General features: G+C 73.0%; 16 protein-coding genes. 9 read left to right on the top strand and 7 right to left on the bottom strand.

The features are described 5' to 3' along the window. Positions 1-1026 precede the first annotated feature (1026 nt). Positions 1027-4020 carry a bifunctional [glutamine synthetase] adenylyltransferase/[glutamine synthetase]-adenylyl-L-tyrosine phosphorylase gene (locus tag IE251_RS10230; RefSeq protein ID WP_189752575.1) on the top strand — a complete coding sequence of 998 codons (2994 nt, stop codon included), beginning with the start codon at positions 1027-1029 and terminating at the stop codon, positions 4018-4020. A 119-nt stretch (positions 4021-4139) separates the two neighbouring features. Here IE251_RS10230 and IE251_RS10225 read toward each other — a convergent pair whose 3' ends face one another. Together IE251_RS10225 and IE251_RS10220 are read right to left on the bottom strand one after the other, a co-directional pair. Then, the gene (locus tag IE251_RS10225) at positions 4140-5000 is read right to left on the bottom strand and encodes a phosphatase PAP2 family protein (protein WP_189752574.1); all 861 of its coding nucleotides are present in this window, start codon (positions 4998-5000) and stop codon (positions 4140-4142) included. A 115-nt stretch (positions 5001-5115) separates the two neighbouring features. Beyond that, positions 5116-6150 carry a LacI family DNA-binding transcriptional regulator gene (locus IE251_RS10220; RefSeq protein WP_189752573.1) on the bottom strand — a complete coding sequence of 345 codons (1035 nt, stop codon included), beginning with the start codon at positions 6148-6150 and terminating at the stop codon, positions 5116-5118. A 341-nt stretch (positions 6151-6491) separates the two neighbouring features. Here IE251_RS10220 and IE251_RS10215 point away from each other — a divergent pair, with 341 nt between their 5' ends. The 7 genes from IE251_RS10215 (at position 6492) to IE251_RS10185 (ending at position 18974) form a co-directional block, all read left to right on the top strand. After that, positions 6492-7766 (top strand): extracellular solute-binding protein, encoded by a 1275-nt coding sequence (locus IE251_RS10215; RefSeq protein WP_189752572.1) that lies wholly within the window; start codon positions 6492-6494, stop codon positions 7764-7766. A 103-nt stretch (positions 7767-7869) separates the two neighbouring features. Next, entirely contained in the window at positions 7870-8874 is a 1005-nt protein-coding gene (locus IE251_RS10210) for a carbohydrate ABC transporter permease (RefSeq protein WP_189752571.1), read from the top strand. A gap of 19 nt (positions 8875-8893) precedes the next feature. Further along, entirely contained in the window at positions 8894-9799 is a 906-nt protein-coding gene (locus tag IE251_RS10205) for a sugar ABC transporter permease (RefSeq protein WP_189752570.1), read from the top strand. 122 nt (positions 9800-9921) lie between these two features. Continuing rightward, positions 9922-11607, top strand: a complete 1686-nt coding sequence (locus IE251_RS10200) for a glycoside hydrolase family 13 protein (RefSeq protein WP_189752599.1) — start codon at positions 9922-9924, stop codon at positions 11605-11607. Between the two features lie 183 nt (positions 11608-11790). Then, on the top strand, positions 11791-13167 hold the full coding sequence (locus IE251_RS10195) for an alpha-amylase (protein WP_189752569.1): 1377 nt from the start codon (positions 11791-11793) through the stop codon (positions 13165-13167). A 12-nt stretch (positions 13168-13179) separates the two neighbouring features. Further along, on the top strand, positions 13180-18579 hold the full coding sequence (pulA, locus tag IE251_RS10190; RefSeq protein ID WP_189752568.1) for a pullulanase-type alpha-1,6-glucosidase: 5400 nt from the start codon (positions 13180-13182) through the stop codon (positions 18577-18579). A 32-nt stretch (positions 18580-18611) separates the two neighbouring features. After that, positions 18612-18974: a 5-carboxymethyl-2-hydroxymuconate Delta-isomerase gene (locus tag IE251_RS10185; RefSeq protein ID WP_189752567.1), complete on the top strand. Its 363-nt coding sequence runs from the start codon at positions 18612-18614 to the stop codon at positions 18972-18974. Positions 18975-18984: 10 nt separating this feature from the next. On the opposite strand, the gene IE251_RS10180 is transcribed toward IE251_RS10185, so the two are convergent. The 5 genes from IE251_RS10180 to IE251_RS10160 all read right to left on the bottom strand — a co-directional run bounded on the left by IE251_RS10180 (position 18985) and on the right by IE251_RS10160 (position 24261). Continuing rightward, positions 18985-19674, bottom strand: coding sequence for a TetR/AcrR family transcriptional regulator (locus tag IE251_RS10180; protein WP_189752566.1), 690 nt, complete (start codon positions 19672-19674; stop codon positions 18985-18987). Between the two features lie 36 nt (positions 19675-19710). Beyond that, positions 19711-20769, bottom strand: a complete 1059-nt coding sequence (locus IE251_RS10175) for a PDR/VanB family oxidoreductase (RefSeq protein WP_189752565.1) — start codon at positions 20767-20769, stop codon at positions 19711-19713. After that, on the bottom strand, positions 20769-21647 hold the full coding sequence (locus IE251_RS10170; protein ID WP_189752564.1) for a metal-dependent hydrolase: 879 nt from the start codon (positions 21645-21647) through the stop codon (positions 20769-20771). The genes IE251_RS10175 and IE251_RS10170 overlap by 1 nt, the downstream gene beginning before the upstream one ends. 93 nt (positions 21648-21740) lie before the next feature. Then, a complete protein-coding gene (locus IE251_RS10165) occupies positions 21741-23693 on the bottom strand; it encodes a hypothetical protein (RefSeq protein WP_189752563.1) in 1953 nt (650 codons plus the stop codon). 49 nt (positions 23694-23742) lie between these two features. Next, entirely contained in the window at positions 23743-24261 is a 519-nt protein-coding gene (locus IE251_RS10160; protein ID WP_189752562.1) for a tetratricopeptide repeat protein, read from the bottom strand. A gap of 97 nt (positions 24262-24358) precedes the next feature. Here IE251_RS10160 and IE251_RS10155 point away from each other — a divergent pair, with 97 nt between their 5' ends. Then, a complete protein-coding gene (locus IE251_RS10155; RefSeq protein ID WP_189752561.1) occupies positions 24359-24757 on the top strand; it encodes a hypothetical protein in 399 nt (132 codons plus the stop codon). Positions 24758-24776: the final 19 nt, after the last annotated feature.

Genomic DNA, 24776 nt, shown 5'->3' with positions numbered 1-24776 from the left:
CGGGGGATGGGGAGGCGCCGTGGCCCCGCGCCCGCGTGCGGCGGGCCGGGGGCAGGGAGGGGACGCGAAGCCGGGGCCGAGCGCGGCGGGAGGGGGCCGGGGAGGCGTCGCGATCCCGCGCCCGCGTGCGGCGAGCCGGGGGTAGGGAGGGGACGCGATCCCGCGCCCGCGCACGGCGGGCCGGGGATGGGGAGGCGCCGTGGCCCCGCACCTGCGTGCGGCGGGCCGGGGGCAGGGAGGGGACGCGAACCCGAGGACAAGCACGGCGGGCCGGGGATGGGGAGGCGCCGTGGCCCCGCGCCCGCGTGCGGCGGGCTGGGGGCAGGGAGGGGACGCGAACCCGGGGCCGAGCGCGGCGGGAGGGGGCGGGGGAGGCGCCGCGGTCCCGCCCGCGTGCGGCGGGCCGGGCATGGGGAGGCGCCATGGCCCCGCACCTGCGTACGGCGGGCCTGGGGCAGGGAGGGGACGCGAACCCGAGGCCAAGCACGGCGGACGGGGGATGGGGAGGCATCGCGGCCCTGCACCCGTGTGCGGCGGGCCGGGGCCGGGGAGGCGAGGCGATCCCGCGCCCGCTCACTGCTGGCCGGGGACGGGGAGGGGACGCGAACCCGAGGCCAAGCGTGGCGGGAGGGGGTCGGGGAGGCGCCGCGATCCCGCACCCGCGTACGGCGGGAAGGGGACGTGGCGGGTTGTGTCCGCCCGCAGCGGCCGGCGAGAAGTCCGGCAACGCACGAGAGACAGGGCGCCGGACCGAGGACGGACACTGCCCGCCGCGGCCCCGACCCCCACACGACAGTGGGCGCGACCGCAACCACGACGCACCCGCACAGGCCGCCGCAGGCATCCCGCCCGAACGACGATGCACAGGCCGCCGCAAGCACCCGCACAGCCCGCCGCAGGCATCCGCACAGCCCGCCGCAGGCACCCCGCCCGAACGACGATGCACAGCCCCACAACCCGAGCCCCCCACCCCCCGCCGGTTACGCTCGGGCCAGGACGCCACACACACCAGAGGAGACCACGGACATGACGCCGGGGCGCAGAAGCAGCACCTTCACCCGTCTGCTCCGACACGGCTTCACCGACCCCTCCGCGGCCGAACGCCTCCTGGACGGCCCCGAACTGACCACCGTCCGCGACGACCCCGTCCTCCTCGAGGCCCTGGGCGCCACCGCCGACCCCGACCTCGCCCTGCACGGCCTGGTCCGTCTCCTGGAGGCCCAGCCCACCCCCACCGCCCACCGCGAACTGCTGGACACCCTCGTCGCGGCCAAACCCCTCCGCGACCGCCTCCTCGGCATCCTCGGCGCCTCCGCCGCCCTCGCCGACCACCTCACCCGCCACCCCACCGACTGGCACGCCCTGGTCACGTACGAACCGCACGACCTCCACCCGGGCGTCACGGAGTTCGAACGCGGCCTGGCCGAGGCCACCGACCCGGTCACCCTCCGCGTCGCCTACCGCCGCTGCCTGCTCTCCATCGCCGCCCGCGACGTCTGCGGCACCACGGACGTCGCCGAGACCGCCGGCGAACTCGCCGACCTGGCCACCGCCACCCTCCGCGCGGCCCTGTCCCTCGCGGAGACCGCGGCCCCCGAGGACGCCGCCGCCTGCCGCCTCGCGGTGATCGCGATGGGCAAGTGCGGCGGCCACGAACTGAACTACGTCTCCGACGTCGACGTGATCTTCGTGGCGGAACCGACGGAGGGCACCCCGGAGCCCCAGGCCCTCCGGTCGGCGACGAGACTCGCCTCCCACCTGATGCGGATCTGCTCCGAGACGACCGTGGAGGGCTCCATCTGGCCGGTGGACGCCAACCTCCGCCCCGAGGGCCGCAACGGCCCCCTCGTGCGCACCCTCAGCAGCCACGTCGCCTACTACCAACGCTGGGCGAAGACCTGGGAGTTCCAGGCCCTCCTCAAGGCCCGCCCGGTGGCCGGCGACCCGGCGCTCGGCCAGGCGTACCTGGACGCGCTGCACCCCCTCGTGTGGAAGGCGGCCGAGCGGGAGAACTTCGTACCGGACGTGCAGAAGATGCGCCGCCGCGTGGTGGAGAACATCCCCGCCGCCGAGATCGACCGGGAACTCAAACTCGGCCCGGGCGGCCTGCGCGACGTGGAGTTCGCCGTCCAGCTCCTCCAGCTGGTGCACGGCCGCACCGACCCCGCCCTGCGCAGCGGCACCACCCTGGACGCCCTGCGGGCCTTGGCCGCCGGCGGCTACGTGGGCCGCGAGGACGCGGCCCGGCTGGACGAGGCGTACCGCTTCCTGCGCTCCATGGAGCACCGCATCCAGCTGTACCGCCTGCGCCGCACCCACCTCGTCCCGGAGGCGGAGGCCGACCTGCGCCGCCTCGGCCGCTCGCTGGGCCTGCGCACCGACCCGGTGGCCGGGCTGACCCGCGAGTGGAAGCGGCACAGCACGGTCGTACGCCGCCTGCACGAGAAGCTGTTCTACCGCCCGCTGCTCGACGCGGTCGCCCAACTCGCGCCGGGCGAGGCGAGGTTGAGCGCGGAGGCGGCGCGTGAACGCCTCATCGCCCTCGGCTACGCCGACCCGGCCGCCGCCCTGCGCCACCTGGAGGCCCTGGCCTCCGGCGTGACCCGCAAGGCGGCCATCCAGCGCACCCTGCTGCCCGTGCTGCTCGGCTGGTTCGCCGACTCCGCCGACCCGGACGCCGGCCTGCTGAACTTCCGCAAGGTCTCCGACGCGCTCGGCAAGACCCCCTGGTACCTGCGGCTGCTGCGCGACGAGGGCGCCGCGGCGGAGAACCTGGCCCGCGTGCTGTCGGCGGGCCGCCTCGCCCCCGATCTGCTGATGCGCGCCCCGGAGGCGGTCGCCCTGCTCGGTGACGGCGTCGGCGGCGGCCTTGCCCCCCGGCGGCGCGCCGCGCTGGAGCAGGAGATCATGGCGGCCGTGGGCCGCGCCGAGAATGCCGCACAGGGCGTCACGGCGGCCCGTGGCGTCCGCCGCCGCGAGCTGTTCCGCACCGCCGCCGCCGACATCGTCGGCTCCTACGGCACCGAGACCAGCCCCGCCGAGGCGGACCAGGGCGCCCTGGTGGACCGGGTCGGCGCGGCCGTCTCCGACCTCACCAAGGCCACCCTGGCCGGCACCCTGCGCGCGGTCGTCCGGGAGGGCTGGGGCGACACCCTGCCCACCCGGTTCGCGGTGATCGGCATGGGCCGCTTCGGCGGGCACGAGCTGGGCTACGGCTCCGACGCCGACGTGCTGTTCGTGCACGAGCCGAGGGAGGGCGTGGCCGAGCAGGAGGCGGCGGCCGCCGCCAACCGGGTCGTCGCCGAGATGCGCCGGCTGCTCCAGCTGCCCAGCGCCGATCCGCCGCTGCTCATCGACGCCGACCTGCGCCCGGAGGGCAAGTCGGGGCCGCTGGTGCGCACCCTGAAGTCGTACGAGGCGTACTACCGCCGCTGGTCCCTGGTGTGGGAGTCACAGGCGCTGCTGCGGGCGGAGCCGGTGGCCGGCGATCCCGACCTGGGCCGGCGTTTCGTCGAGCTGATCGACCCGCTGCGCTACCCGGCCAAGGGCCTCGGTGAGGACGCGGTGCGCGAGATCCGCAGGCTGAAGGCGCGGATGGAGTCCGAGCGGCTGCCGCGCGGCGCCGACCCCAAGCTGCACACCAAGCTGGGCCCCGGCGGCCTGTCGGACGTGGAGTGGACGGTCCAGCTGCTCCAGCTCCGCCACGCCCACCACGAGCCGGGCCTGCGCACCACCCGCACCCGCGAGGCGCTGGCCGCCGCCCGCGCGGCCGGCCTGCTGTCCGCCGAGGACGCGGAGATCCTGGACGAGGCGTGGGTGCTGGCGAGCCGGGTGCGCAACGCGGTGATGCTGGTGCGCGGCCGGGCCGGGGACACCTTTCCCACCGAGCCGCGCGAGCTGGCCGCGGTGGGCCGCTACCTCGGCTACGGCGCCGGCCACGCCGGAGACATGCTGGACGCCTACCGCCGCACCACCCGCCGGGCCCGCACGGTGGTGGAGGACCTGTTCTACGGGGACTGACGGAAGGCCGGCGCCCCCACGCTCCGCACGGACGGCGCCGGCCCCCCCCACGCTCCGCACGGACGGCGCCGGCCCCCCCCCACGCTCCGCACGGACGGCGCCGCGCCGCCTCCCGCGCCCTACACGGACGGCGCCGACCCCCACGCCCGCCGCGCGGGCGTGGGGACCAGCCGCGGCAGCGCGTACGGCAGGCTGCCGTAGCAGAGGCGGGCCGCCGCGAAGCCGAAGGCGAGGCAGAGCACCCCGCCCACCGCGTCCAGCCAGAAGTGGTTGGCCGTGGCGACGATCACCACGAGGGTCAGCGCCGGGTACAGCAGCCCCAGCACCCGCGCCCACGGCACCGACGCCAGCGCGCACACCGTCAGCCCGCACCACAGCGACCACCCGATGTGCATGGACGGCATCGCCGCGTACTGGTTGGACATGTGCTTGAGGTCGCCGGAGGCCATCGAACCCCAGGTGTGGTGCACCATCACGGTGTCCACGAAGTGCCCGCCGCGCATCAACCGAGGGGGCGCGAGCGGGAACAGGTAGTAACCGAGCAGGGCCACACCGGTGGTCGCGAACAGCACCAGCCGGGTCGCCGCGTACCGGCCGGGATGCCACCGGTACAGCCACACCAGCACCCCGAGCGTGATGATGAAGTGCAGTGTCGCGTAGTAGTAGTTCATCCCGATGATGAGCCAAGACACCGAGTTGGCGGCGTGGTTGACCGTCTGCTCCACGCCGACGCCGATCGCGTGCTCGAACCGCCAGATCCAGTCCGCGTTGCGCAGCGCCGCGTCCCGCTGCTCCGGTACGGCGTTGCGCACCAGCGAGTACGTCCAGTAACTCACCGCGACCAGAAGGATCTCGAACCACAGCCGGGGCCGGCGCGGGCGCGGCCGTCGCGGCCGGCCCGGCCTGTTCTCGCCCGTGACGGCCCGCGGAGCGGCCGTCTCCTCGCGACCGTCCGGCTCTGTCACGGTCGAGTCACTCATGGTCACAGAGTCTGCCAGAAAAGGTTGTTTACCCGGCCGATCATCCCAAGCTCGGCTCCGCCGCGCACCTTCTGGGCCGGGCACGGGCCCCGCGGCCCGCGCGGCGAGCCGCGGCCTACGTGGCGCGCGAACCGTGCGGAGCCGAGGCGGTCGAGCCCCGCACCACCAGTTCCGGCATGAACACGAACTCGCTGTGCGGCGCCGGGGTCCCGCCGATCTCTTCCAGCAGCGTGCGCACCGCCGCCTGTCCCATCGCCGGGACCGGCTTGCGGACCGTGGTCAGCGGCGGGTCGGTGAAGGCGATCAGCGGGGAGTCGTCGAAGCCGACCACCGACACGTCCCGGGGGACCTCCAGCCCCCGCTGCCGGGCCGTGCGTATCGCGCCCAGCGCCATCATGTCGCTGGCGCAGACCACCGCCGTACAGCCCCGCTCGATCAGCGCCGCCGCCGCGGCCTGGCCGCCCTCCAGCGTGTACAGCGAGTGCTGGACCAGCTCGCTCTCCACGGTCTGCGCGGCGAGCCCCAGCTGGTCCTGCACGGCCCGTACGAAGCCCTCGATCTTGCGCTGCACCGGCACGAACCGCTTGGGCCCGAGGGCGAGCCCGATCCGGGTGTGCCCGAGGGACACCAGGTGGGTCACCGCGAGCGTCATCGCCGCCCGGTCGTCGGGGGAGATGAACGGCGCCTGCACCTGCGGCGAGAACCCGTCCACCAGCACGAACGGCACGCCCTGCGCGCGCAGCCGCTCATAGCGCTGCATGTCGGCGGTGGTGTCGGCGTGCAGTCCGGAGACGTAGATGATCCCGGCGACCCCGCGGTCCACCAGCATCTCGGTCAGCTCGTCCTCGGTGGAGCCGCCGGGGGTCTGCGTGGCGAGCACCGGGGTGTAGCCCTGGCGGGTCAGCGCCTGGCCGATGACCTGCGCCAGGGCCGGGAATATCGGGTTCTCCAGTTCGGGCGTGATCAGCCCGACCAGACCCTCGCTGCGCTGCCGCAGCCGTACCGGGCGCTCGTAGCCCAGGACGTCCAGGGCGGCGAGCACGGACTGGCGGGTGGTGGCGGCGACGCCCGGTTTTCCGTTGAGGACCCGGCTGACGGTCGCTTCGCTCACCCCCGCCTGCGCAGCGATGTCGGCAAGCCGTGTGGTCACGCCACTGGACTGTACCGGTCGGCTCCGCCCTTGCACACCGGCCGGACGCCGGGCGCGGACGGCCGGCCGCCCCGCAGTGGGTTGCTGCCTCATCGCGGCTCCCTCGAATCATGGTGGCAAGAGCTTGCAGAGTCTTGCACACGTGTCCATCGGCCCGAACGGTCACGACGGGGTAACCATCGTGTTCCCTTGCACTTTTTTTCTGCAAGGTCTTTCGCAGCGCTTACATGGCTGTTACGTTCCCTGTCGCCCGGCCGCGGCAACGGCGCAGTCGGCAAGTCGCAAGGGGCGGACGGCACCGCCCCCTGTACCACTCGGGCTTTAACCCTCAAGGAGAACTCATGCGGCGTGGCATAGCGGCCTCCGCGCTGGTGGCGTCCCTCGCCCTGACGGCGACGGCGTGCGGCGGGAGCGACAGCGACAGCGGGAAGTCGGACGGCCCGGTCACCATCACCTGGTGGGACACCTCCAACGCCACCAACGAGGCCCCGACCTACCGGGCCCTGGTCGAGCAGTTCGAGGCCGCGCACAAGGACATCAAGGTCAAGTACGTCAACGTGCCCTTCGACCAGGCGCAGAACAAGTTCGACACCGCGGCCGGCGCCACCGGCGCCCCGGACGTGCTGCGCTCCGAGGTCGGCTGGACCCCGGCCTTCGCCAAGAAGGGCTTCTTCCTGCCGCTGGACGGCACCGAGGCCCTCGCCGACCAGGCGAAGTTCCAGCCGAGCCTGATCAAGCAGGCCCAGTACGAGGGCAAGACCTACGGCGTGCCGCTGGTCACCGACACCCTCGCGCTGGTCTACAACAAGGCCCTGTTCGAGAAGGCCGGCATCACCGAGGCCCCGAAGACCTGGGACGAGCTGAGGGCCGCCGCCGCGAAGATCAAGGACAAGACCGGGGCCGACGGCTACTGGGGCTCCACCCAGGCCTACTACGCCCAGCCCTTCCTCTACGGCGAGGGCACCGACACCGTCGACGCCGCCGCCAAGAAGATCACCGTGAACTCGCCCGCCGCGCAGAAGGCCTACGGCACCTGGCAGAGCCTGTTCTCCGGCAAGGGCCTGCACAAGGCCGACGCCACCGCCGACGCCTACGCCCACATCCAGGACGCGTTCGTCAACGGCAAGGTCGCCGCGATCATCCAGGGCCCCTGGGAGATCACGAACTTCTACAAGGGCAGCGCCTTCAAGGACAAGAAGAACCTGGGCATCGCCACCGTCCCGGCCGGCTCCGCCGGCAAGGCGGGCGCCCCGACCGGCGGCCACAACCTGTCGGTCTACGCCGGCTCGGACAAGGCCCACCAGGCGGCGGCCCTGAAGTTCGTGAACTTCATGACCTCCGCCCAGGCGCAGGAGACCGTCGCCGTGCAGAACTCCACCCTGCCCACCCGCTCCGACGCCTACACCGCGAAGGTCAAGGCCGACCCGGGCATCGCCGGCTACCAGGGCGTCCTGGCCGCCGCCCAGCCCCGCCCGGCCCTGCCCGAGTACAGCTCCCTGTGGGTCCCGCTCGACACCGAGCTGGCCAAGGTCGCCGGCGGCAAGGAGTCGCTGGACAAGGGCCTGGACAACGCCGAGCTGGCCATCTCCAAGCTGGTGGACGGCTTCGGCAAGTGAGCTCCGGTGGCCGCCGGCCGCTCCCGCCGCACGCGGGGGAGGAGCCCGGCGGCCACCACCCTGCGCCCAGCCCACCCCCCTGATCCTTTGAAGGTGTCGAACCATGACAGTCGCCATCGACCGCGCCACCGGCAAGCGCCGCGGTGACCGCGCGCCTCGTCCCGGGCTGGGGCAGCGCGTCAAGAACGGCTTCCAGAAGTACTGGTACGCCTACGCGATGATCGCCCCGGTGGTCATCGTGCTCGGCGTCCTCGTCGGCTACCCGCTGGCGCGCGGCTTCTACCTCACCCTCACCGACGCCAACAGCCTCAACTCGGCGCGGACGATCGGCGTCAACCACATCGACGCCACCTACGAGTTCATCGGCCTGGACAACTACCAGGACATCCTGTTCGGCCCGACGGCCTACGACCGGTTCTGGTCGCACTTCCTGTGGACCGTCTTCTGGACGGCCGCCTGCGTCGCCCTGCACTACGCCCTGGGGCTCGGCCTCGCGCTCATGCTGCACCAGAAGCTGCGCGGCCGCACCGTCTACCGGCTGCTGCTCGTCCTGCCCTGGGCCGTGCCGACCTTCGTCACCGTCTTCTCCTGGCGGATCATGCTCGCCGACTCCGGCGCGCTCAACCAGCTCCTCGGCGCCCTCCACCTGCCCCAGCCGGCGTGGCTGGAGGACACCTTCTGGCAGCGGTTCGCCGCGATCATGGTGAACACCTGGTGCGGTGTGCCGTTCATGATGCTCTCGCTGCTCGGCGGGCTGCAGTCCATCGACTCCACGCTCTACGAGGCCGCCGAGATGGACGGTGCCAGCGCCTGGCAGCGCTTCCGCCACGTCACCCTGCCCGGACTGCGCGCGGTCAGCTCCACCGTGGTCCTGCTCGGCATCATCTGGACCTTCAACCAGTTCGTCATCATCTTCCTGCTGTTCGGCAAGAACTCCGCCCCGGACGCCCAGATCCTCGTCACCTGGGCCTACCAGCTGGGCTTCGGCCAGCAACCGCGCGACTTCGCCCAGTCCGCCGCCTACGGCGTGCTGCTGCTGTCGATCCTCACCGTCTTCACCTCCTTCTACTTCCGCTGGCTGAAGCGCAATGACCAGCTCGCCGTCTGACGCCGCAGGAGCCGCCGCCATGAGCACCACGACCCTGGACACCACCGAGACCGCCCCGGCCCCCGCCGCCGTACCCGTCCGCCGCACGCGCCGGCGCGGCGAGCGCGGACCGCTCGGCACCGCCCTGCTGCACGGCGGCCTCGCCCTGGCGAGCCTGATCGCCCTCGCCCCGGTGGCCTGGCTGTGCTACCTGTCCCTCGGCCCGGACAAGGACGACTACCTCCACCCGGGCGGCATCGCGGGCAAGCTGACCTTCTCCAACTACGGCTTCGTGCTCCAGCACACCGGCTTCCTCGACTGGTTCAAGTCGACGCTGATCGTGGCCCTCGGCACCACCGTGGTCGGTGTCCTCGTCGCCGCCACCACCGGCTACGCCGTCTCCCGGATGCGCTTTCCCGGCTACAAGCCGCTGATGTGGGTCCTGCTGCTCACCCAGGCCTTCCCGATCGCCATCCTGATCGTGCCGATGTACGAGATCTTCAGCGAGCTCGGCCTCATCGACACCTACTGGGCGCTGATCGCCATCAACTGCTCCACCGCCGTGCCGTACAGCGCCTGGCTGCTCAAGGGGTACTTCGACACCATCCCGTTCGAGATCGACGAGGCCGGGCGGGTGGACGGGCTCACCCCCTTCGGCACCTTCTTCCGGCTGATCCTGCCGCTGGCCCGCCCGGGCCTGGCCGTCGCCGCGTTCTACACCTTCATCACCGCCGTCGGCGAGGTCGCCTTCGCGACGACCTTCCTGCTGGACGACTCCAAGTACACCTTCGCCGTCGGCCTGCAGACCTTCGTCAGCGAGCACGACGCCCAGTGGAACTACATGGCCGCCACCGCGGTGCTGATCGCGATACCGGTGACGGTGTTCTTCTACCTCGTGCAGAGGAACCTGGTCACCGGCCTCACCGCCGGCGGCACCAAGGGCTGAGGCCCGTACCAGGCCAGGCGGGCCGCGGTGGCCCATCCGACCCCGCTGCCACCGCGGCCCGCCTCATCACCCCGGCCCCTCAACGACCGCCCGTCATGACCCAGTTACGTATCAAGGACGCCATGAGCCAGCAGCACTCCGCCGCACCGGCCCGCCACTTCGCCACCGTCTCCGTCGCCGACCGCCGCGACTGGTGGCGGGACGCGGTCATCTACCAGGTCTATCCGCGCAGCTTCGCCGACAGCAACGGCGACGGCATGGGCGACCTGGAGGGCGTACGCTCCCGCCTGCCGTACCTGCGCGACCTCGGCGTGGACGCGGTGTGGCTCAGCCCCTTCTACGCCTCCCCGCAGGCCGACGCCGGCTACGACGTCGCCGACTACCGTGCCGTCGACCCGATGTTCGGCTCCCTGCTGGACGCCGACGCGCTGATCCGCGACGCCCACACGCACGGCCTGCGTGTCATCGTGGACCTGGTCCCCAACCACTCCTCCGACCGGCACGAGTGGTTCAAGCGCGCCCTCGCCGAGGGCCCCGGCTCCCCGCTGCGCGACCGCTACCACTTCCGCCCCGGCAAGGGGGAGAACGGCGAACTGCCGCCCAACGACTGGGAGTCCATCTTCGGCGGCCCGGCCTGGACCCGGGTGACCGAGCCGGACGGCACCCCCGGCGAGTGGTACCTGCACCTGTTCGCCCCCGAGCAGCCCGACTTCAACTGGGACCACCCGGCCGTCGGCGACGAGTTCCGCTCGATCCTGCGCTTCTGGCTGGACATGGGCGTGGACGGCTTCCGCATCGACGTCGCCCACGGCCTGGTGAAGGCCGAGGGCCTGCCCGACCTCGGCGCCCACGACCAGGTCAAGCTGCTGGGCAACGACGTCATGCCGTTCTTCGACCAGGACGGCGTGCACGCCATCTACCGCCAGTGGCGCCGCATCCTCGACGAGTATTCGGGTGACCGTATCTTCGTCGCCGAGGCGTGGACCCCGACCGTCGAGCGCACCGCGAACTACGTCCGCCACGACGAACTCCACCAGGCGTTCAACTTCCAGTATCTGGGGACGGCCTGGGACGCCAAGGAGCTGCGGACGGTCATCGACCGCACCCTGGACGCGATGCGCCCCGTCGGCGCCCCCGCCACCTGGGTGCTGTCCAACCACGACGTCACCCGGCACGCCACCCGCTTCGCCAACCCGCCCGGCCTCGGCACCCAGATCCGCACGGCCGGCGACCGCGAGCTGGGCCTGCGCCGCGCCCGCGCCGCCACCCTGCTGATGCTCGCCCTGCCCGGCTCGGCCTACCTCTACCAGGGCGAGGAACTGGGCCTCCCGGACGTCGTGGACCTGCCCGACGAGGTGCGCCAGGACCCGGCGTACTTCCGCGGCGCGGGCCAGGACGGCTTCCGGGACGGCTGCCGGGTGCCGATCCCGTGGACCCGTACGGGCTCCTCCTACGGCTTCGGCGACGGCGGCAGCTGGCTGCCCCAGCCGCCGGTCTGGGCCGAGCTCAGCGTCGAGGCGCAGACCGGGGTTCCCGGCTCCACGCTGGAGCTGTACCGGTCGGCGCTGCGGGTCCGCCGGGAGCGGCCGGACCTGGGCGCGGGCGAGTCGGTGGAGTGGCTGCGCGCGCCGGAGGGCGTCCTGGCCTTCCGGCGGGGCGACTTCGTGTGCGTGGCCAACACCACCGGCGAGTCCGTGACGCTCCCGTCCTACGGCCGGGTGCTGCTCGCCAGCGGCGAGGTCACCGAGGCGGACGGCGGGACGAAGGTGCCCGCCGACACCACCGTCTGGTGGACCGCGCAGCGCTGACACCCCCACCGGCGCGGCCCCCTGACGCCCCGTCGGAGACGTTTCACGTACCACCTTCACGACGGCCCGCTGCCTTCCGGGCGGCGGGCCGGGCCTTTACCCTCTGCGTCACCGCAAGTCCGCCGAAGCTTTCAGCAAGCGGCTTCAGCGGTCCCCACTGCCTTCAGCGTCGAAGGACCCCACATGGCACGCAGCACACTCCCCATGGCGGTCGCCCTCACCGCCGCCGCCTTGATTGGCATGACCCCGACTACCGCCGAGGCCGCCCCGCCCGGCACCAAGGACGTCACCGCCGTCCTCTTCGAGTGGAACTACGCCTCCGTGGCCAGGGAGTGCACCACCGCCCTCGGCCCCGCCGGCTACGGATACGTCCAGGTCTCCCCGCCCGCCGAGCACATCCAGGGCGCCCAGTGGTGGACGTCGTACCAGCCGGTGTCGTACAAGATCGCCGGCCGGCTCGGCGACCGCACGGCCTTCCGGAACATGGTGGACACCTGCCACGCGGCCGGGGTGAAGGTCGTCGCCGACGCCGTCGTCAACCACATGTCGGCCGGCTCGGGCACCGGCACCGGCGGCTCGTCGTACACCAAGTACACCTACCCGGGCCTGTACTCGGCCCCCGACTTCGACGACTGCACCGCCCAGGTGTCCGACTACTCCGACCGCTGGAACGTCCAGCACTGCGAACTCGTCGGCCTCGCCGACCTGGACACCGGCGAGGAGTACGTCCGCAAGACGCTCGCCGGCTATCTGAACGACCTGCTGAGCCTGGGCGTGGACGGCTTCCGGATCGACGGGGCCAAGCACGTACCGGCCGCGGACCTGGCGAACATCAAGAGCCGTCTGACCAACCCGTCGGTCTACTGGAAGCAGGAGGTCATCTACGGCGCGGGCGAGGCCGTCCAGCCCTCCGAGTACACCGGCAACGGAGACGTCCAGGAATTCCGCTACGCCTACGACCTCAAGCGGGTCTTCACCGCCGAGAAGCTCGCGTACCTGAAGAACTACGGCGAGGGCTGGGGCTACCTGAGCGGCTCGGCCGCGGGTGTCTTCGTGGACAACCACGACACCGAGCGCAACGGCAGCACGCTCAACTACAAGAGCGGCGCGAACTACACCCTGGCCAACGTCTTCATGCTGGCCTGGCCGTACGGCGCCCCGGACGTCAACTCCGGCTACGAGTGGTCGGACGCCGACGCCGGCCCGCCCAACGGCGGCCGGGTCGACGCCTGCTGGCAGAACGGCTGGAAGTGCCAGCACGCCTGGCCGGAGATCAGGTCCATGGTCGCCTTCCGCAACGCGACCCGCGGCCAGGCGGTCACGAACTGGTGGGACAACGGGGGCAACTGGATCGCCTTCGGCCGGGGCGCCAAGGGCTACGTGGCCATCAACCACGAGCCGGGCAGCACGACCCGCACCTACCAGACCTCCCTGCCCGCCGGGACGTACTGCGACGTGCAGGGCAACAAGCCGGTGACCGTCGACTCCGGCGGCCGGTTCACCGCCACCCTGGCCGCCGACACCGCCCTCGCGCTCTACGCCGGCAAGCCGAACTGCTGAGGAGTCACCCCCGTGATACCAAGATGGCCGGCGCCGCCGAGGCGCCGTACCCGGCGGCGCGCGTCAGCCGCGGCCGTCACCGCCGCGGCCCTCGCCGCCACCCTGCTGCCGCCCCTGGCCGCCCACGCGGCCGGCCCGCCCGCACCCCCGTCGGACGCGCGGCTCGCCGCCGTACCCGCCCGGCACGACGCCACCCGCGAGCAGTTCTACTTCGTCCTGCCGGACCGCTTCGCCAACGGCGACCCGGCCAACGACCGCGGCGGCCTGACCGGCTCCCGCCTCGACACCGGCTACGACCCCGCCGACAAGGGCTTCTACCAGGGCGGCGACCTCAAGGGCCTGACCGGGAAGCTGGACTACATCAAGGGGCTCGGCACCACGGCCATCTGGCTGGCGCCGATCTTCAAGAACCGCCCCGTGCAGGGCACCGGAAGCAACGCCTCGGCGGGCTACCACGGGTACTGGGTCACCGACTTCACCCAGGTCGACCCGCACTTCGGCACCAACCAGGACCTGAAGAACCTCATCTCCAAGGCGCACGCCAAGGGCATGAAGGTCTTCTTCGACGTCATCACCAACCACACCGCCGACGTCGTCGACCACGACGAGAAGTCCTACGACTACCTCTCCAAGGGCGCCTTCCCCTACCTGACCGAGGACGGGCGGCCCTTCGACGACGCCGGCCACGCCGACGGCACGGGGAAGTTCCCGCCCGTCGGCACCGGTTCCTTCCCGTACACCCCCCGGGCGGCCGGCCGGGCCAAGGTCCCGGCCTGGCTCAACGACCCGGCGATGTACCACAACCGGGGCGACTCCACGTACACCGGCGAGTCCACCACCTACGGCGACTTCTCCGGCCTGGACGACCTGTGGACCGAGCGGCCCGAGGTCGTCCACGGCATGGAGCGGATCTACCAGCGCTGGGTGCGGGACTTCGCCGTCGACGGCTTCCGGATCGACACCGTCAAGCACGTGAACATGGAGTTCTGGACCCAGTGGGCCACCGCGCTGGACCGCTACGCGGCCGAGCGCGGCCGGAAGGACTTCTTCATGTTCGGCGAGGTCTACTCCGCCGACCCCGCCGTCACCGCCCCGTACGTCACCCGGGGCCGGCTCGACGCCACCCTCGACTTCCCCTTCCAGGACGCGGCCCGCGCCTACGCCTCCCAGGGCGGCAGCGCCCGGAAGCTGGCGGCCGTCTTCGGCGCCGACCACCGGTACACGACCGACAAGGCCAACGCCTACGAACAGGTCACCTTCCTCGGCAACCACGACATGGGCCGCATCGGGACCTTCCTGAAGCAGGACAACCCGAACGCGACCGACGCCGAGATCCTGGCCAAGGACCGGCTCGCCAACGAGCTGATGTTCCTCAGCCGGGGCAACCCCGTCGTCTACTACGGCGACGAGCAGGGCTTCACCGGTTCCGGCGGCGACAAGGACGCCCGCCAGACCATGTTCGCCTCCGAGGTCGCCGACTACCTGGACGACGACGAGATCGGCACCGACCGCACCCACGCGAGCGCCGCCTACGACACCGGCGCCCCGCTGTACCGGCAGATCGCGGACCTGGCCAGGCTCCGCAAGGCCGAACCGGCCCTGACGGACGGCGTGCAGACCGAGCGGTACGCGGCCGACGGCCCCGGGATCTACGCCTTCACCCGCACCGACGCCGCCTCCGGCCAGGAGTACATCGTCGCCTTCAACAACGCCGGCGCACAGCGGACGGCGACCTTCGCGACCGGGTCGCCGGACATGACGTACCGGGGGATCCACGGCGCCACCGGCTCGGTGCGCTCCGACGGCGACCGGAAGCTCACCGTCACCGTCCCGGCCGGATCCGCCGTCGTCTACAAGGCGGCCGGCCCCCTCGCCGAACCCACCGCCGAGCCGGCGGTCACCCTGACCGCCCCCGCCGCCGGAGCCACCGGAACGGTCGACCTCAAGGCCGACGTCGACGGCGGACAGCTCAACCGGGTCGTCTTCGCCGCCCAGGTCGGCAACGGCAAGTGGCAGACGCTCGGCTCCGCCGACCACGCCCCCTACCAGGTCACCCAGACCCTCGGCACCGACGTGCCCGCCGGGACCGCCCTGCGCTACAAGGCCGTCGTCATCGACTCGGCCGGGCACACCGCGAGCGCCACGGCGAGCAGCACCACCGGCGCCCCGCCCCCGCCCGAGGTCCCCAGGGCCTCCTCCCGGGACCACGCCATCGTCCACTACAAGCGCGCCGACGGCGACTACGACGGCTGGGGCCTGTACGCCTGGGGCGACCTGGCCGACGGCGAGGCCACCACCTGGCCGGCCGGCCACCCCTTCATCGGCCGGGACGCCTACGGTGCCTTCGCCTACGTCAAGCTCAAGCCGGGCGCCTCGAACGTCGGCTTCCTGGTCGTCGACAAGGACGGGAACAAGGACGTGTCCGCCGACCGGTCCATCGACGTCACCCGCACCGGCGAGGTGTGGATCGAGCAGGGGAAGACCGACGTACGCACCGAGCGGCCGGACTACCCTGCCCAGGACCCGGCCAAGGCCGTCCTGCACTACCACCGCGCCGACGGGGACTACGACGGCTGGGGCCTGCACGTCTGGACGGGCGCCGCGCACCCCACCGACTGGTCGCAGCCGCTGAAGCCGGTGAAGACTGATGCCTATGGCGCGGTCTTCGAGGTGCCCCTCACCGAGGGTGCCACCCACCTCGGCTACATCATCCACAACGGCGACGAGAAGGACCTCCCGGCCGACCAGAGCCTGGACCTCAAGGCCGACGGCCACGAGGTGTGGCTGGTGAACGGCCAGGAGAAGCACCTGCTGCCGCAGCCGGCCGGCACCGCCGCCGCCCTCGACCTCACCACCTCCAAGGCGGTGTGGATCGACCGGGACACCGTCGCCTGGAACGGCGTGGCGGGCGCCGCCTCCACCCAGCTGCTCTACTCCCTCGACGGCTCCCTCACCGTCCGGGGCGGGACCCTGAGCAGCGACGACGAGCGCTGGATCAGGCTGGGGAAGACGACCCTGACCGACGCGCAGAAGGCGAGGTTCCCGCACCTGAAGGACTACACCGCCTGGTCCGTCGACCCACGCGACCGGGACCGGGTGCGGGAAGCGGTCAAGGGACAGCTGGTCGTCTCGCAGCGGGCGGAGAACGGGGCTGTACTGGCGGCGACCGGTGTGCAGATCGCCGGGGTGCTGGACGACCTCTACCCGGATGCCACGAAGGCGCACCTGGGGCCGGTGTTCCACGATGGAAGGCCCACCCTGTCCGTGTGGGCCCCGACGGCGCGGAGCGTGTCGCTGGAGCTGGACGGTTCGGTCAAGAGCATGCGCCGGGACGACTCCACGGGCGTGTGGTCCGTCACGGGGCCGGCGTCCTGGAAGGGCAAGCCGTACCGGTACGTGGTGAAGGTGTGGGCGCCCGGCGCGGGCAAGGTGGTCACCAACAAGGTCACCGACCCGTACTCGGTCGCGCTCACCGCGGACTCCGGGCGCAGCCTGGTCGTGGACCTGGACGACAAGTCCCTGGCCCCGGCGGGCTGGCCGGCGCTGCGCAAGCCGAAGGCCGTGCCGCTGCGGGACGCGCAGATCCAGGAACTGCACATCCGGGACTTCTCCGTCGAGGACCGCACCTCCCGGCACCCGGGCACCTACCTGGCGTTCACCGACAAGGACAGCGACGGCTCCCGGCACCTGCGGAAGCTGGCGGAGTCGGGGACGTCGTACGTGCACCTGCTGCCCGCCTTCGACATCGCCGGAATCCCCGAGCGCACGGCGGACCAGGCGGTCCCGGACTGCGACCCGGCCGCCTTCCCGGCGGATTCCGAGCGGCAGCAGGAGTGCGTGGGCAAGACGGCCGCGAAGGACGCGTACAACTGGGGGTACGACCCGTACCACTACACGGTCCCGGAGGGCTCGTACGCCACCGATCCCGACGGTACGGCCCGGACGGTGGAGTTCCGCCGGATGGTGCAGGCGCTCAACCAGGACGGGCTGCGGGTCGTGATGGACGTGGTGTACAACCACACGGCGGCGAGCGGGCAGGCGGACACCTCCGTGCTGGACCGGATCGTGCCCGGCTACTACCAGCGTCTGCTGGCGGACGGGTCGGTGGCGAACAGCACCTGCTGCGCCAACACCGCGCCCGAGAACGCGATGATGGGCAAGCTGGTGGTGGACTCGGTCGTCACCTGGGCCAGGCAGTACAAGGTCGACGGGTTCCGCTTCGACCTCATGGGCCACCACCCCAAGGCCAACATCCTGGCCGTCCGCAAGGCCCTGGACGCGCTGACCCCCGAGAAGGACGGCGTGGACGGCAAGAAGATCATTCTGTACGGGGAGGGGTGGAACTTCGGCGAGGTCGCCGACGACGCCCGCTTCGTACAGGCCACGCAGAAGAACATGGCCGGTACCGGCATCGCCACCTTCTCCGACCGGGCCCGCGACGCGGTGCGCGGCGGCACCCCCTTCGACGCCGACCCCGGCGTGCAGGGCTTCGCCTCCGGCCTGTACACCGACCCCAACACCTCCGCCGCCAACGGCACGAAGGAGGAGCAGAAGGCCCGGCTGCTGCACTACCAGGACCTGATCAAGGTCGGGCTCACCGGGAATCTCGCCGGGTTCCGGTTCACGGACACCGGTGGCCGGCAGGTCACGGGTGCGGAGGTGGACTACAACGGCGCGCCCGCCGGGTACGCCGAGGCCCCCGGTGACGCCCTGGCCTACGCGGACGCGCACGACAACGAGTCGCTGTTCGACGCGCTGGCCTACAAGCTGCCGAAGGGCGCGTCCGCCGGTGACCGGGCCCGGATGCAGGTCCTGGCCATGGCCACGGCCGCCCTCTCCCAGGGGCCGGCGCTGTCGCAGGCGGGCAGCGACCTGCTGCGCTCGAAGTCCCTGGACCGCAACTCCTTCGACAGCGGGGACTGGTTCAACGCCATTCACTGGGACTGTGCCGACGGCAACGGCTTCGGCCGCGGGCTGCCCCCGGCGGCCGACAACCGGTCCAAGTGGGACTACGCCAGGCCCCTGCTCACCACCGTCAAGGTCGGCTGCCCGGAGATCACCGGCGCCTCGGCCGCCTACCGGGACCTGCTGAGGATCCGGACCACCGAGAAGGCCTTCTCCCTGGCCACCACCGCCGACGTCCAGGACCGCCTCTCCTTCCCGCTGTCCGGCAAGGACGAGACCCCGGGCGTGATCACCATGCGGCTCGGCGGCCTGGTCGTGGTCTTCAACGCCACCCCCGAACGGCAGGAACAGCGCGTCGACGCCCTCGCCGGCACCCCCTACACCCTCCACCCCGTGCAGGCCACGGGATCGGACGCCACCGTGAAGTCCTCGTCGTACACGGCCGGTTCGGGCACGTTCAGCGTCCCGGCGCGGACCGTCGCGGTGTTCACCCGGGCGGGGAACTAGGGTGAGGCCGTTGCCGTAGAACAGGAGTGCGCATGCCGCAGATCACCATCGACTACTCGGACCTCATGGAGGACGCCTTCGACCGCGAGGGTTTCGCGCGGGCGCTGCACGAGGCCACCGTGGAGATCGCGGCGGCGCGGCCGGAGGCGTGCAAGACGCAGTTCCGGCCGAGCGCGTTCACGGCGTACGGGTACGAGGCCCCGGGGACGCGCGGGCACGCCGTCGCGCACGTGACCATCGGGCTGCTCGCCGGGCGCACCGACGAGACGAAGGCACGGCTGACGGAGACGGCCGTGGAGCTGCTGCGCAAGTACGTGACGGACGGGGCGTTCACCCTGCACGCCTCCGCGGAGATCCGCGAGCTCGACCCGTCGTACCGGAAGTCCGACGGCTAGGGGCGCCCGCTCAGGAACCGAGGGCGATGAGCCGGCCGGCCAGCACCGCGAAGGGGCCGTCGGCCGGCTCGTCCTTCACCATCGTGCGCAGCAGCTCGGCCATGTCCTCGTCGTGGACGGCGCCGACGGCGGCCAGCGCGGCGAAGTCGTGCACGAGCTGGACCTCCAGCTCGGCGCGCGGCACCCGCCGGCCCTCCAGCCAGATCAGGGCCGTGGACTCGGCGAGCGAGATCCAGGAGCGGACCACCAGCTCCAGCCGCGGGGACGCCTCGGTCACGCCCAGGTGCGACAGGATCTGGTCGTAGGCGGCCTGCCGCACGGCGTCGATGAGGGCGTTGGTCGCCGACGAGCCGACCGCCGGGCCGCCGCGCAGCAGCGCCGAGAAACCGGGGCCGTGCTCGTCCACGAAGTCGAAGTAGCGGCCCATCACCCGCAGCAGCCGGGCGCCGAGCGGTCCCTCGTGCGGCTCGTCGAAGCGGCTCGCCAGATCCTCCGACGCCCGCTTCAACGCGGCCTCGTACAGGCTGAGTTTGCCCGGGAAGTAGTGGTACACCAGCGGGCGCGAGATGCCCGCCGCCGTGGCTATCTCGTCGATCGAGACCTCGTCGGGCGAGCGTTGGCTGAACAGCTCCAGGGCGACGCCGATCAGCTGCTGCCGACGCTCCTCGACGCCCATTCTGCGGCGAACCCCGGTCCTCATACGAACACCTTACCGAGCGGATTCGGCCGTCGGTGATCACATGTCGAGCACCAGCCGGTCGCCACGGGCCCGGGACACGCAGATCAGCATCGAGTCGTGCCGTTCGGCGTCCGTCAGCAGCTCGTCCCGGTGCTCGACCTCGCCCTCCAGCACCCGCTGCTGGCAGGTGCCGCAGAAGCCCTGCTCGCAGGAGTAGGCGGTGCCGGGCAGCTCCCGGCGCACGGCGGCCAGCACGCTGGAGCCGGCCGGGACCGTCACCGTACGCCCGCTGCGGCGCAGTTCCACCTCGAAGGCGGCGTCCGGGCCGTCCGCCGTACGCGGCGCGAACCGCTCCAGGTGCAGCGTGGCCCCCTCGGGCAGCGCCTGCTCCACGGCCGCCATCAGGCCCTCGGGGCCGCAGCAGTACACCGCCGTGCCCTCGGCCGTCCCGGCGAACAGCGCGGCCAGGTCCGGCCGCCCGTCCTCGTCCTCCGCGACCACCGTCAGCCGGTCGCCCGCGAGCTTTGCCACCTCGTCCAGGAACGGCATCGAGGCCCGCGTCCGCCCGCCGTACAGCAGCCGCCACTCGGTGCCGTCCGGCAGGGCCCGCAGCATCGGCAGGACCGGGGTGATGCCGATGCCGCCGGCGACGAAGACGTAGGCGGGCGCCGTGACCAGGGGGAAACGGTTCCTCGGCCCGCGCACTTCCAGTTCCATGCCCTCGGTGAGCTGCTCGTGCACCTCGCGGGAGCCGCCCCGGCCGTCCGCCACCAGCCGGGTGGCGAGGGTGTACGCGGAGCTGTCCCCGGGGTCCCCGCACAGGGAGTACTGCCGGACGAGCCCCGAGGGCAGCACCAGGTCGACATGCGCCCCCGGCTCCCAGCGCGGCAGCTCGCGGCCCTCCAGGCGCAGCCGTACGACCCCGTCGGCGACGGTCTCGTGCGCGGTGAGCAGCAGCCGCAGGGGGCGGGGCCGGGACCGGCCGGAGACCGGCGGGTCCAGGGCGGGCAGCGGCCACAGCGGCGAGGTGCGCACCCGGCGGCGCAGGGCCCGCCGGGTGAGCAGGGCGGCGGCGGTGGCGCCCGCGACGAGCGCGGCGGTGCGCGGCGCCGGCATCACGCGGCCCTCCGTTCCGCCGCCGTGGCCGCCGGGGAGGCCGCCAGATAGGCGAGCGCCTGCTCGGTGTCGCCCTCCTGCGAGGGGTGGTAGGAGCGGCTCAGATAGCGGGGTATGGACCGCAGCATGTCCCCGGTCCCGGGCAGCACGCCCTGCCGGCCCCGGTCGTGGAAGTCCTTGAGGGTGGCCCTGCCGTCGGTGAGGGTCGGGTCGTTCTCCATGAAGAACCGCGCCCCGCGCTGCCACAGGAACACCAGCGCGGTGAAGGCGGTGGCCCAGGTCCGCACCCGCCGGCGGTAGCTTCCGTCGAGGTGCGTGAACAGCTCGAAGGCGACGGAGCGGTGCTCGACCTCCTCCGCGCCGTGCCAGCGCAGCAGGTCCAGCATGACCGGGTCGGCGCCGCGCCGGTCCAGCTCCCCGGCGTTCAGCACCCAGTTCCCGAGGAACGCCGTGTAGTGCTCGATGGCGGCGATCAGCGCGACCCGCTCCAGCAGCCACCACCGGCGCGGCCTGCCCGGCGGCAGCGTCCGGTCGCCGAGCAGCTTCTCGAAGAACCAGTCGACCTGCGCGGTGTACGGCGTCGGGTCCAGCCCCAGCTCCCTCAGGTGGGGCAGCACCTCGTCGTGCGCCTGGGAGTGCACGGCCTCCTGCCCGATGAAGCCGATGACGTCCTCGCGGAGCCGGTCGTCCCGGATCAGCGGCAGCGCCTGCTTGTACACCCGCACGAACCAGCGCTCCCCGGCGGGCAGCAGCAGGTGCAGCACGTTGATGGTGTGCGTGGTGAAGGGATCCCCCGGCACCCAGTGCAGCGGTGTGCCGTCCCAGGAGAAGGACACATGGCGTGCCTTGAGCGGCACCCGGGCCTGCGTATTAGACATGGCGTCAATGTACTGACGGGTAGCGCGGCTGAGAACCCCCCGCGCCCCACCTTGTCGACGCCGGCGCCGCCACCGCGGACCTCACCGGCGCCGCTACCGCAGGCCGCTGAGCTCCCGCCCGTCCGCCGACACGCCCCTCAGCTCAGCCCGCGCCCCCTGCTCGGCCCGCGCCACCAGCAGCGGCCCCTGCCCGGACGCGGTGACCCCGCCCGTGGCCTCGATCGACGCCGTGTCCTTGCTGCCCGCCGCCAGCAGGTACCAGTTCCCGCCCGCCGACTTCCACAGCACCCCGGCCAGCACCCGGGGGTCACGCGGCCCGCAGGCCGGCACGTCCGCGCCCTTGGCGACGACCGCCCCGGCCGCCCCGCCCGGCGCCCGGAACTGGGCCAGCGCGGCCGTGCCGTCCCCGCGCCAGGTCTCCGCCCGGGTGCACACCCAGGTGCCGGACCCTCCGCCACCCTCCGGGCGGGGGGACCCCCATCTCGCTTCGCTCGCGCCGGGCAGCGGCTGCTCGGCGAACTCCCAGGCGTTCACGCTGCGGACGCCCGCCGAGCGCATGGCCGCCAGTGAGCAGGCGAACGGCGCCCAGGTGCGCAGCCCCCGCGGACCGGAGGCGTCCTTGGCCGCGCCGGGCCGCCCGGCCGTCAGCCGGGCCGGGACCAGTTCGCCGAGGTCGGTGCCCAGGTGGGTGCCGGAGGCGTCGGTCAGCTGGAGCACGGTCCACGAGGCGCAGCCGCCGGACTGGAGGGCGGGGCTGGCCAGCGGCCCGGTCACGCCGTCGGCGAGCGGGAGCGGGACGGCGGCCGAGTCCGGCTTCGTCAGATCCCGCTGGGCCGCCTTCGTCACCCAAGGGGCGGTCAGATAGCGGACGTTGGCGTCGGAGCGGCCCAGTACCAGCGCGCTCGCCCCCGCACCCGTCGCGCCGTCGACCCGGGCGAAGTCCACGGCCGCGCCCTGCGTGCCGTCCTTCGGCTCGGCGTAACGGGCGATGCGCAGGCCGTCGTAGAGGAGCACCACGCGGGCGGCGTCGACCTCGCCCGCGTACAGCAGCTGCGGCGGGCCGGCCGGGCCGCCGGTCGGGGTGCCGGGGGTCGCCGAGACCCGGACGCCGCTGCCGGGGCGGGCCCACACGGCCAGGGCGCGGCGCAGCAGGGCCTGGTCACCGGTGAGCGGTCCGCGCGCGGGCCACACGGAGAAGTCGGTACGGTCCGCCGTCCGCCAGGCGTCCGGGGCGGCCCGGGTCAGCCTGCCCGGGTCGAGGGCGGCCTCGGCGGCGGGGTTCCCCGCGTACACGGGCGCGGCGGCGCCGTCCGGGCCCCAGCCGCCGCCCGGCAGGGCGACCAGCGCGCCGCAGATCGCGAGCGCGGCGGCCGCGGCGAGGGCGGCCTTGGTGTGCTGGCGGCGGCGCATCAGATCGGTGGGCCGGGCCTGGAGGGTGCACGGGTCGAACTCGGGGGAGGAGAGCAGCCCCGGATGCGCGGGCACACTGTTCGCCGAGGCCAGCGCGCCCCCCGGGTCGGACACCCCGGCCGCCTTCAGCAGCTTGCGGATGTCCGCGTCGGACAACTGCTCCAGGCCACGCAGCACGTAGGCGGCGCGAGCCGGGCCGGAGAGCGTGGACAGCCGCTGGTCCAGGGCGAGTTCGTCGGCGCCGCCGGAGCGCGGGAACAGCCTGAGCCCCCACACCTGCGGCAGCGGCGGCGGCAGCTGGGCCAGGCGGGGCAGGCCCCGGCGGGGACGGGCCGCCGCCAGGGCCATGCGCAGCACCCGCTCGCGCAGATAGGCGTACCCCGGGTCGTCCGCCCGGCCGCCGCCCTGGGCCGGGATCGGGGCCGGCTGCTTGCGGCCCCGGGGCAGCGCGCGCTGGGCGAGGGCGTGTGCGGTCAGCACGCGGCGGCCGCGGCCGAGGCCCGGTGGCAGCACGAGGTAGGCGAGCCGGACGAGCCGGGGGTAGTGCTCGGCGAGCACGGCCTCGGCCTGCTCGGCGTCGACCGGGCCGGGACCGGCGGAGGGAGCCTTGCGCTGGGAGAGATCCTGTGACTGCACGTCCGGAAGAACGAGCGACCCGCAGGTCGGTCACCGCCCGACGGCCGGTTCAGGCCTCCGGATCGACCAGGGCGCGCGCGTAGTTGGCCATCGACCGCTGGTAGCGCGGCAGATGCGGGGCGAGTGCGCCGAGCACCAGGGACAGGCCCTCGCGGTCGCGGCCGAGGCTGGACAGGCACAGGGCGAGGGCGGCCCGGACCGCGTCGTCCAACTCGTCCGACGGCGCGTCGAGTTCGGGCGTGAGCAGCTTGACGCCCTCCTCCGGCTGCCCGACGTTGCGCAGGCTGCTGGACAGCTGGATCTTCGCCCGGCGACCCTGGTAGCCCGTGAGGCCGCGGGCCAGCGCCTCCCGGTACAGCGGTACCGCCTTGTCGGAGTGCCCGGTCGAGTCCCAGGCGCAGGCCTGCTCGAACGGGCCGAGCGGGCTGCCGGCGGGCAGTTCGGCGACGAGGGCGTCGATCAGGGCGCGGAACTCGTGCGCCCGCTCCTGCGGATAGTCGTCGAACGAGGCCCAGGCGGCGGCCACGCGGTCTTCCCAGTCTTGGTTCACCGGGCCACCCTCGCACACGCGTGCGTACCTGGTCACCGGATTTGAGCGCGCCGGGCCCCGGAGCCGTATCCGTGGGGGCCGGGGCCTGCCCGGCACACCAGGACCGGAGGGACAGATGAGGGTGACGCGACTCGCGCCCGCCGCGGCCGTACTGCTGGCGCTGGCGCTGGCGGGCTGCGGCTCGGGCGAGGACACCGGCCGGGTGCCGCCCACCGCGACCGGCAGCCTGGAGGAACTGGCCGCCGAGGTCCGGTGCGAGCCGGACGTGCAGACCGACGCCGACGAGATCCGCCAGGCCATCTGCCGTACGGCACGCGGGCGGTTCGTCCTCGCCACCTTCGCCACCGACCGGGGCCGGCGCGAGTGGACCGACGAGGCCAAGGACTACGGCGGCCACTACCTGGTCGGCCGCAAGTGGGTCGCCGTCGGCGACGAGGAGGTGGTCCGGGCGCTGCGCGGCACGCTGGGCGGCGAGCTGGAGGCGGGCGCCGACCACCACGCGCACGGCGGCTGAGCCGGTCGCGGGCAGGGCG

Origin of the sequence: Streptomyces eurythermus (assembly GCF_014649115.1) — a bacterium.
Lineage (GTDB): Bacteria > Actinomycetota > Actinomycetes > Streptomycetales > Streptomycetaceae > Streptomyces > Streptomyces eurythermus.
The sequence above is the reverse complement of the archived record's forward strand: the minus strand, read 5'-3'. Positions and strand labels throughout refer to the sequence as shown.